Origin of the sequence: Streptococcus sp. HMSC071D03 (assembly GCF_001812125.1) — a bacterium.
Lineage (GTDB): Bacteria > Bacillota > Bacilli > Lactobacillales > Streptococcaceae > Streptococcus > Streptococcus pseudopneumoniae_N.
Map to the genome: position 1 here is coordinate 1 of NZ_KV807719.1, position 2,023 is coordinate 2,023.

Sequence of the window (2,023 nt, forward strand, 5' to 3'; positions counted from 1 at the left end):
AGAAACCGTATTATACTTGACAAATGGTAGAAAAAAGATGCTCTTTTAAAATATAGTAATTCTTTCGAATTAACGTTTACTAATTGTGATGCTTTACGAGCTTTCTTAAGAACTGGTTTCCTAAATACTTCGAGTACACTTATGGCATTGATGTCCCAAAACATTTAGAAACGCTTGTTGAGAAAGGCTATGCTCTTGTCGAAACTGCTTTTGACTCACTTGACCATCTAAATAGCACCATGAAAAAGAATATCCTGAAGAAGAAGAGAGTTACTGGACTTTCTAAAATGAAGGCTACCGACCTGGATCAAACCCTTCACGACTATTTTTAAGAAGAATTAGCTGATCACTTCTCGATTCGCGGTTATAGACTAACTTCAAAAGGAGAACAGGCACTCAAAGACCATCAAGCAATCATTGACCGCCATCCAAAGAAGAATCTTTAATCAACCAAGACAGGTTGATTGTTTTGAAAACAGTTTCTTAAAAAAATATAATCAATTCACTTACGAGAAAAAATTTTTTATGATAAACTGATGTCTAATCAAAAAGAAATGGAGACTATAATGCCTAGAAATTTTAAAGAAGCTCTTTTATTTACAACACTAATGTGTTCCATGATGGTACTCGGTATGTCTATTTGGAATCTTTTTATGGTTGGTCAACTTTCACTACATCATTTAGCCCTTGGTTACATTCCTGGTTTTGTCACAGCCTTTTTATTGGATGTCATCCTTGTTGGACCAATCGTTAAGTCAATTGCCTTTCGTATCCTCAAGGATCATCATAAACGCTGGCAGAAAATCATTACAATTTCTGGAGGAATGGCAGTTCTCATGGTCACTTTCATGTCCTTCTATGGACTTTTCTACAATGGCATTGCTATCACATCCAAGACCTATCTAAGTGCCTGGATCGTAAACTTTATTGCAGCTCTTCCTCTAAACTTCCTAATTGTCGGACCAATTGCCCGTTTTATACTAAGTTCTTTTCAGAAACCATTTACTGGGGAAGAAGAAGTTGAAGATTTTCAAGATGATGATGAAATCCCAACTATTATCTAAGCCATTTTTGTAAACTACTAACATTTGAAATCCACTTCCTTTTAGGGTACAATGGTAGAAATGATTTTTGAAAGGATTCCCATGAAAAAAATAGTAACACTTCTATTAATCTCAACTTTTGCCCTTGCTGGATGTAGCAGTATCCAACGTAGTCTTCGAGGGGATGACTATGTAGATTCTAGCTTGGCTGCCGAAGAAAGTTCCAAAGCAGCTGCCCAATCTGCCAAGGATCTTAAAGATGCCTTGACAAATGAAAATGCCAATTTCCCACAACTATCTAAGGTAGTCGCTGAAGATGAGGCTGAAGTCATTCTCCATACAAGTCAAGGAGATATCCGCATCAAACTCTTTCCAAAGCTAGCCCCTCTTGCGGTTGAAAATTTCCTAACTCACGCTAAGGAAGGCTACTACAATGGTGTTACCTTCCACCGAGTAATTGATGGCTTTATGGTTCAGACTGGTGATCCAAAAGGAGATGGTACAGGTGGCGAATCCATCTGGCACGATAAGGACAAAACTAAAGACCATGGAACTGGTTTCAAGAGCGAAATCTCTCCATATCTCTATAACATCCGTGGTTCTCTCTCCATGGCTAATACTGGCCAACCAAATTCCAATGGTAGCCAGTTCTTCATCAACCAAAATACAACAGATATTTCTGCCAAACTGCCTACAAGTAGTTATCCAAAGAAAATTATCGAAGCCTACAAAGAGGGTGGTAACCCAAGTCTAGACGGCAAACACCCTGTCTTTGGTCAAGTCATCGATGGTATGGATGTTGTTGATAAGATTGCCAAAGCTGAAAAAGACGAAAAAGACAAACCAACTACTGCTATCACTATCGACAGTATCGAAATTGTTAAGGACTACGATTTTAAATCTTAAAAACCAAAAAATACAGTATCCTCGTTAGGTACTGTATTTCTTGGCTCTTTGTCAACTGTAGTGGGTTGATGAAA

The 2,023-nt window shown here is 37.9% G+C and carries 2 protein-coding genes; both read left to right on the forward strand.

The features are described from left to right. Positions 1-848: 848 nt before the first annotated feature. Positions 849-1,064, forward strand: coding sequence for a DUF2798 domain-containing protein (locus HMPREF2837_RS10625; RefSeq protein ID WP_049549122.1), 216 nt, complete (start codon positions 849-851; stop codon positions 1,062-1,064). An 81-nt stretch (positions 1,065-1,145) separates the two neighbouring features. After that, positions 1,146-1,949 carry a peptidylprolyl isomerase gene (locus tag HMPREF2837_RS03070; protein ID WP_075230629.1) on the forward strand — a complete coding sequence of 268 codons (804 nt, stop codon included), beginning with the start codon at positions 1,146-1,148 and terminating at the stop codon, positions 1,947-1,949. Positions 1,950-2,023 lie beyond the last annotated feature (74 nt).

Excerpts from the sequence above, each read along its gene's own strand:
- HMPREF2837_RS10625 (WP_049549122.1), top strand. The coding sequence starts at position 849 with ATGTCCTTCTATGGACTTTTCTACAATGGCATTGCTATCACATCCAAG.
- HMPREF2837_RS03070 (WP_075230629.1), top strand. The coding sequence starts at position 1,146 with ATGAAAAAAATAGTAACACTTCTATTAATCTCAACTTTTGCCCTTGCT.